The organism is Mycobacterium sp. TH-M11, assembly GCF_057473725.1.
Genome location: NZ_JBYCLD010000222.1, coordinates 1 through 7,571 on the forward strand (window position 1 = coordinate 1; position 7,571 = coordinate 7,571).

7 protein-coding genes are annotated in these 7,571 nt (G+C 67.1%); all 7 read right to left on the minus strand.

Annotation, left to right across the window (positions count from 1 at the left end; genetic code table 11):
- Window positions 1-340, minus strand: a 340-nt coding sequence (locus AC2VOG_RS09570; RefSeq protein ID WP_486939667.1) for an SAM-dependent methyltransferase, incomplete at its 3' end; no start/stop codon positions are given.
- Window positions 337-1,866 carry a precorrin-3B C(17)-methyltransferase gene (gene cobJ / locus AC2VOG_RS09575; protein WP_486939668.1) on the minus strand — a complete coding sequence of 510 codons (1,530 nt, stop codon included), beginning with the start codon at window positions 1,864-1,866 and terminating at the stop codon, window positions 337-339. The genes AC2VOG_RS09570 and cobJ, both read right to left, overlap by 4 nt.
- Window positions 1,863-2,564, minus strand: coding sequence for a precorrin-8X methylmutase (locus tag AC2VOG_RS09580; RefSeq protein WP_486939669.1), 702 nt, complete (start codon window positions 2,562-2,564; stop codon window positions 1,863-1,865). The genes cobJ and AC2VOG_RS09580 overlap by 4 nt, the downstream gene beginning before the upstream one ends.
- Complete coding sequence (locus tag AC2VOG_RS09585) at window positions 2,561-3,448, minus strand: nitrite reductase (protein WP_486939670.1); 888 nt, start codon at window positions 3,446-3,448, stop codon at window positions 2,561-2,563. Before AC2VOG_RS09585 ends, AC2VOG_RS09580 begins: the two co-directional genes overlap by 4 nt.
- A 14-nt stretch (window positions 3,449-3,462) precedes the next feature.
- A complete protein-coding gene (locus tag AC2VOG_RS09590) occupies window positions 3,463-4,221 on the minus strand; it encodes a sensor domain-containing protein (RefSeq protein ID WP_486939671.1) in 759 nt (252 codons plus the stop codon).
- A 2-nt stretch (window positions 4,222-4,223) separates the two neighbouring features.
- Complete coding sequence (lepA, locus tag AC2VOG_RS09595; protein ID WP_486939673.1) at window positions 4,224-6,086, minus strand: translation elongation factor 4; 1,863 nt, start codon at window positions 6,084-6,086, stop codon at window positions 4,224-4,226.
- Between the two features lie 216 nt (window positions 6,087-6,302).
- Window positions 6,303-7,346, minus strand: coding sequence for an HAD-IIA family hydrolase (locus AC2VOG_RS09600; RefSeq protein WP_486939672.1), 1,044 nt, complete (start codon window positions 7,344-7,346; stop codon window positions 6,303-6,305).
- Window positions 7,347-7,571 lie beyond the last annotated feature (225 nt).

Consider the following 7,571-nt stretch of genomic DNA (forward strand, 5'->3'; position numbering starts at 1 on the left):
ATGCCGGTACTCCCGGCGTGATCTCCCACGGCACGTCGGCCGAATCGAGCCGGCGGGTCTGCTCCGAGACCGCGCTGTACAGCGACGGATCACCCGATACCAATCGGACAACGCGCCGGCCGGCGCGGTGCGCCTCGACGATCCGGGCGACGATCTGGTCGAGGTCCAGTTTCTGGGTGTCGACCAATGTAGCTGTCGCAGCGCAGCTCTCGAGTACATCAGGGTCGAGATAGCTGCCCGGATACAAGACGGTGTCCGCGGCTGCGAGCAGTCGGGCGGCCCGCACGGTGAGCAGGTCGGCGGCCCCCGGTCCGGCGCCGACGAACGCCACGGCGCTCATCGCACCCACCGCGGCGTCCACACCCGGCCTTTCGGCGTGGCCTTGGTGCTCGACGCCCCCACCACGACGAGGGTTTTCATGTCGATGACGTCGGTGTCGAGGTCGCCCAGTGTCGTCACCGTCAGCGCTTCCTCGGCGCGCCCGACGTCGCGCCCGACGACGACGACGGTGTCTGCGCGCCGATGTTCGAGCAGGATGTCGCGGGCCAGCTTGATCTGGTCCGGCCGGGAGCGCGAGGCCGGGTTGTAAATGGCCAGAACGAGATCAGCATCGGCGATGGCGCGCAGTCGCTGCTCGATCACCGACCACGGCTTGAGCCGGTCCGACAGGCTCAGCACCGCGAAGTCCGCGCCCAGCGGCGCACCGGCCAACGCGGCGACGGCATGCACAGCGGAGACGGCGGGAAGCACCCGGACCGATACGTCGGCGAACCGCGGGTCCTCGGCGGCCTCGAACACCGCCGAGGCCATGCCGAACACGCCGGCGTCGCCGCCGGAGACCACGGCGACGGATTCGCCACGTAACGCGAGATCGAGCGCGAAGCGCGCCCGGTCGGCTTCGACGGTGTTGCCGGATGCGTGCCGCTGCAGACCTTCGCGCTGCGGCACTCGCGCAACATACGGGGCGTAGCCGACCACATGCCGCACCTGGGCAAGTGCGGCCGACGCCTCCGGGGTCATCCAATGGGCCGGGCCGGGACCCAGGCCGATGACGAGAAGCTCGCCGGCACCGGTGGAAATGGTTGCAGGGCTGGGATCTTCGATCATGATGGGCTCTTCGGCCATGATGCGCGATCGGGGGCCGTTGATCGAATCGCCGTTGACCACGATCAGCGAGAGGTACGGGACGGTCGATGCGTCGACGTCAACCACCGGCATCCACCGCTGCTGCGGATGGCTGGCCCGCTCGACGTACATCGCATGATCGAGTCGCCCGGCCGCGGCGAGCGCGCGGCGGACGGCCGGAAACGTGCGGCCCAGTTTCATGATGATCGCGCCGTCGGTGTCGGCCAGTCGCCGCGCGAGTTCGGCTTCCGGCAACGTGCCGGGCAGCACGGTCAGCACGTCGGTCTGGCGGACCAGCGGCGAGGCGACGGCCGCCGTCGCGGCTGTGAATGCCGGTATCCCGGGCACGATCTCGGTGACGAACCGGGCGCTGAGCCGATCATGCATGTACATGAACGAGCCGTAGAACAGCGGATCCCCCTCGGCGAGAAGGGCAACGGTGCGGCCGGCATCCAGATGCGCGGCGAGCCTGGCGGACGATTCCTCGTAGAACTCCGCCAGTGCGCCGGCGTAGCCGCCGGGATGATCGGTGGTTCCGGTGGTCAGCGGGTAGCGCAACTCCTCTTCGATGGCGGCGGCGGGAATCAGGTCCGCGGCGATCGTTCGCGCGTAGGACTGCTTGTTCACCCCGGCGTGGTAGGCGACAACGTCGGACTCACCGATGATCCGCGCCGCCTTACAGGTGATCAGCTCGGGATCACCTGGGCCCAAGCCGATTCCGTAGAAGCGGCCGGCTGTCATTCGGCCTCCGAGGCCAGCGCGTTGACGGCCGAGGAGGTGATCGCCGAGCCACCACGTCGACCCCGCACCGTCACGAACGGGATGTCGATGCCGTGGTCGCGGGCCAAGGATGCGAGGGCGTGCTTGGATTCGGCGGCACCGATGAACCCGACCGGGCACCCGACGATCGCCGCGGGCCGCGGCGCGCCGTCGATCAGCATCTCCAGCAGATGGAACAGCGCGGTCGGGGCGTTGCCGATAGCGACGACCGCGTTGTGCAGCAACGGTTCCCACAACGACACCGCCGCCGCGGTGCGAGTGGTGTGCCATTGCTTCGCCAACTCCGGCACGCCGGGTTCGGTGAGGAAGCAGCGCACGTCGTTGGCGGCGGGTAGCCGGCCGGCGGTGATTCCGGTGGCGACCATCCGGGCGTCACACAAGATGGGCGCGCCTGATTGCAGCGCCGAACGTGCGGCCGGGACCAGGGCCGGGTGCACGATCAGGTCGTCGACGAGATCCGGTTGCCCGGTCCCGTGAATCATTCGAACGGCCAGCTTTTCGGCCTCGGCCGGGATCCGCGACAGGTCGGCCTCGCGGCGGATCGTGGCGAACGAGTCAGCGTAGATCGCCGGACCGTCGGCGATGTAGTCGTAGCGCCGAGTCGGTCGGCTGGTCTGGGTCGGTCGGCTCGTCTGGGTCGGTCGGCTCGTCTGGGTCACTCGGATACCTCCGGGGCGTTCGGGACGAGGACGCCGCGCCACGGCGTTATGACGACATTGCCCACACCGGAGGCGCTTTCGAGCAGCGTTCGGACCATCTCGGAGGTCAGGACGCCGTCCTCGACGGGCGTGTGCGTGCCGCCTGGCACTTTTCCATAGGCCAGCGGCGGCGCCGCAGGCGGGATGCGAGTGTCGGCGGGAACGGGTGGCTGCAGCGGTTCGGCGAGTTCGCGAATGTGCCACGGCGCGTCGGCTCCCGTTCCCCGGGCGTCGAGGAATTCCGTTGCCAGCGCGGCCAACCGGCCGGCAGCGTCAGCCAACGGGGTCATATCGCCCCACTGAGCGCCGACCCGCACCTGGACCATCTCGTCATCCAGCGCCACGAAACCGAGGTCGGTGCCCCACTTGCCGGCGCCGGTGAGGCGGTCCAGCAGATCGCCGCGGCCGTCGTCCAACGTGAACAGGAATCGGCCCGGCAGCAGGCCGAGCCGGGGTTCGGCACACAGCAGCGTGTCGAGGCGTGCGATCACGGGCCGCAGATCGGCACGACCGCCGGCCAGACCGGTCTGCGGTGAGGCAAGTACGTTGCGCACGAGTTCGTGTGTGCGGGTTGGGATTAGCCCGGTCGACTCGAGAGCCGTCACGGCGGCCTCGGCCAGGTGGGTTCCCTCTCCTCGCATTCCCCGCAGTTGCAGATTCGCGCGCCCGGTCAGGTAGATGCAGCCGTCGGCGTGCTGGCGGCTGACCTCGGCCAGTCGTCGCAGCGCCGCCGTGGGCAGTAGGCCGCCCATCAGCCGGATACGCACCAGCAGCCCGTCCTCGGCCGGCCACGGGCGCCACACCCCGGGGCACATGTCGGTGCGGGTCCGTGTGTCGGCGGTCATCAGCGGGTATCGGGTCAGCTGAGGTCGCTGACCTTCTCCATCATCGCGTGGGCGACGTCGACCGCACTGGTGTCCGGGCTCGCCGATCCCGGATCCGACGGCCGTCGGTCACCGAAGAAGATCATCGAAACCTCGACGATGCAGTTCAATCGGACACCGACGGCGCGGGCGACCGGCGTGGGCTGCAGGGGCGGCATGTTGGCTAGCGTCGCGGTAGCGTTATTCGTCGCTGTAACAACGGAATCCAGCGTTCGGACGTCGTCGATCACCGTCGTCGTACTGATCGGCCCGGTACGTTCGGTGGTGCTTTGCCCCTTGCACTGCCGCCACTGGTCGGGAAATTTCGCGAACAGCGCCTGCGCCTCGGCCGCCGTCGGTAGCGCGACCACGCCCTCCCGCACGCTGATTACCTGAGCCGGGTCGCCGTTGTTCCACCACGACGCCGATGCCACGGCTTGGACATTGGCGGGGCCGTACACGCTCCTCTGCAGCATGGCGGTGACCTCAAGGCAGGCCGCTGACTCCGGTGGCGCCTTACGCTGGTCGAGGATGTCGAGGCCACCGAATTTCGCGGGCTGACGAGTGACGAACGGCTGACCGAGCATCTGCGACAACGATTTGCCGCCGAGCAACACATGTTCGATGGCCCGGCCGGACAAGGGTCGAGGCTTCAGGTCCGGGGCCGGTTTGGCCGTCCCCGCGACGACCGACCCGCAGCCCACCGCGAGCGCGGCAAGCACCGTGCACACTGCTGCCGTCGCGGACCCCTGCATGGCTACTTCTTGCTGCCTTTGTCGCCCGCGGCATCCGTGGACAGCGCGGCGACGAACGCCTCCTGCGGCACCTCGACCCGGCCGATGGTCTTCATCCGCTTCTTGCCTTCCTTCTGCTTCTCGAGCAGTTTGCGCTTGCGGGTGATGTCGCCGCCGTAGCACTTGGACAGCACGTCTTTGCGAATCGCGCGGATGTTCTCGCGGGCAATGATTTTGGAGCCGATCGCAGCCTGGATCGGCACCTCGAACTGCTGGCGGGGAATCAACTCCTTGAGCCGGGTGGTCATCTTGTTACCGTAGGCCGCGGCCCCGTCCTTGTGCACGATCGCACTGAACGCGTCGACGGCCTCGCCCTGCAGCAGGATGTCGACCTTGACCAGCGCTGCTTCCTGCTCGCCGGACTCTTCGTAGTCGAGGCTGGCGTAGCCGCGGGTGCGCGATTTCAGCGAGTCGAAGAAGTCGAAGATGATCTCTCCCATCGGCATCGTGTAGCGCAGTTCGACGCGTTCGGGTGACAGATAGTCCATGCCGCCGAGTTCGCCGCGCCGCGACTGGCACAGTTCCATGATGGTGCCGATGAATTCGCTGGGCGTGATGATGGTGGTCTTGGTGATGGGCTCGTACACGGCGCGGACCTTGCCCTCCGGCCAGTCCGACGGGTTGGTGACGATCAGTTCGGAATTGTCTTCCTTGACAACGCGATACACGACGTTCGGCGAGGTCGAGATCAGGTCGAGGTCGAACTCGCGCTCCAGGCGCTCACGGGTGATCTCCATGTGCAGCAGCCCCAGAAAGCCGCAGCGGAAACCGAATCCGAGCGCCACCGAGGTTTCCGGCTCGTAGGTGAGCGCGGCGTCGTTGAGTTGCAGCCGCTCCAACGCATCACGCAAGTCGGGGTAGTCGGAGCCGTCGACGGGATACAAGCCCGAATACACCATCGGCCTGGGTTCGCGGTATCCGGTCAGCGGTTGGGTGGCGCCGTGGCGCGCGGTGGTGACGGTGTCGCCGACCTTGGATTGCCGGACGTCTTTCACACCGGTGATCAGGTAGCCGACCTCGCCGACACCAAGTCCCACTGAGGCTTTCGGCTCAGGCGAGACGATGCCGACTTCGAGTAGCTCGTGGGTGGAACCGGTGGACATCATCGTGACCTTCTGACGCGGAGTGATCTTGCCGTCGACCACGCGCACGTAGGTGACCACGCCCCGGTAGATGTCGTAGACCGAGTCGAAAATCATTGCCCGCGTGGGCGCTTCGGCGTCACCGGTCGGGGCCGGCACCTCTCGCACCACATGGTCGAGCAGATCGGCGACGCCCTCCCCCGTTTTGCCGGAAACGCGCAGCACATCGCCGGGCTCGCAGCCGATGATGTGGGCGATTTCGCCGGCGTAGCGGTCGGGGTCGGCGGCGGGCAGGTCGATCTTGTTCAGCACCGGGATGATGTGCAAGCCGCGGTCCAGGGCCAGGTAGAGGTTGGCCAGCGTCTGCGCCTCGATGCCCTGGGCGGCGTCGACCAACAGGACCGCGCCCTCGCAGGCTTCCAGTGCGCGCGACACCTCGTAGGTGAAGTCGACATGGCCGGGGGTGTCGATCAGGTGCAAGACGTACTGGATGCCGCCGACTTCCCACGGCAGCCGCACGTTCTGGGCCTTGATGGTGATGCCGCGCTCGCGCTCGATGTCCATCCGGTCGAGGTATTGCGCGCGCATCGAGCGCTCGTCGACGACGCCGGTGAGCTGCAGCATTCGGTCGGCCAGGGTGGACTTGCCGTGGTCGATGTGGGCGATGATGCAGAAGTTCCGAATCTGCGCCGGCGCGGTGAAGGTCTGGTCGGCGAAACTGCTGATGAGGATCTCCTGGTGAATCCGGGCTTAGGGCGCTACCAGCGTATCCAGCGGCGGGCGCTAGGGCACAATCGCCGGACCCGCTTCTACCGCGTTGACGAGCACATGGTGTTCGGCCGTGCCTGCGGGCACACCGACCCGGTCCGCGGTTCCTACTCACCGCGGCGGGCACCGAAACCCTCGAACGCACCAGGCGGACCGCCCCGCCGGCCAGGTGACGGCGGGGCGACCGAAGAGCTACGCGACCCGCTCGACGCGCCCCACTTCGCTGTCCTCGGATATCAACGACCAGCGGCTCAGCGCCTCCGAGGCGGCGTCATCGCCGGCCCCGATCGTGAACGACTCGCCGTCGAAAACGGTGTTCCACACCGACGACGCGACCGCACGGACAATGGACAGCCCGTCATCGAACTGATGTTTACCGGTGGCGTGGACAGTCACACCTGCCTCGGCAACCTCGACGTCCCACGCCGACTGCGGCCGGATCGCGAGCATGTCCGCGTCCTCGTGCAAGGAACGCAAGTCGTGGCCAACATAGGTCGGTCGCAGTCCCGACCCGGCCTGCAGCATGTTCAACGCCGAATTCGCCCCGCTGAGCACCAGCATGCTGGGCAGGCCCGCCGCGTTGGCACCGGCGATGTCGGTGTCCACCCGGTCGCCCACCACGATCGGCGCGCGGAAATCATCACGGGCCGCCGCGTCATTAATCATCGCCGGAGCCGGCTTACCCGCGAGCTGCGGCGAAGCCTCGGTGGCCGCCTGTAACGCGGCGACCATCGAGCCGTTGCAGGGCACCAGACCACGTTCAGTGGGAATTGTGCGGTCCAAGTTGGTCGCCACCCACACGGCACCATCCCGGATGGCCAGCGTCGCCTCGGCCAGATCCGACCAGTTGGTGTCGAAGCTCAGGCCCTGCACCACCGCAACGGGGTCGTCGCGGTACTGCTCCACCGGCTGCATTCCGGCCGCGACGACTTCGTCGACCAAAGCCGGCGCACCGACGACCAGCACCCGCGATCCGGACGGCAGTAGTTCGACCAGTAGCCGCGCAGCGCTCTGCGCGGCTGTGGCGACGTCGTCGGCGGCCGCGGTGAATCCGAGTTCACGCAGGTGTACCGCGACATCTTCCGGCGCCCTCGACGCGTTGTTGGTGATGAACAACTTGCGACTGGGCGAATTATCCAAGGCCTGGACAGCGCCTTCGGTAATCTGTTGACCGCGGTACAGAGTTCCGTCCAGATCCAACAGCAAACAATCGTGTTCTCGCGTAAGAATAGTCAATTTGGCACTACCTCATTTCATAGGTGTGGCGGCTCATTTCATGTGGTGTGGCGGCAATCCCTACCGCCGCCGTCGCCGCTCCCGACCTCCGATGGAGTTCTGATCTGGATGATCACGTAACCATAACGGGCCGGAACGAACCCTACCACGGACTTGTTCTGCCATGGTGGTGAGAATGGCTCAGCCACATAGTGTTTCAGCGACCATGCGCGCAGGCGAGGGGCT

Excerpts from the sequence above, each read along its gene's own strand:
- cobJ (WP_486939668.1), bottom strand. The coding sequence starts at position 1,866 with ATGACAGCCGGCCGCTTCTACGGAATCGGCTTGGGCCCAGGTGATCCC.
- AC2VOG_RS09585 (WP_486939670.1), bottom strand. The coding sequence starts at position 3,448 with ATGACCGCCGACACACGGACCCGCACCGACATGTGCCCCGGGGTGTGG.
- AC2VOG_RS09590 (WP_486939671.1), bottom strand. The coding sequence starts at position 4,221 with ATGCAGGGGTCCGCGACGGCAGCAGTGTGCACGGTGCTTGCCGCGCTC.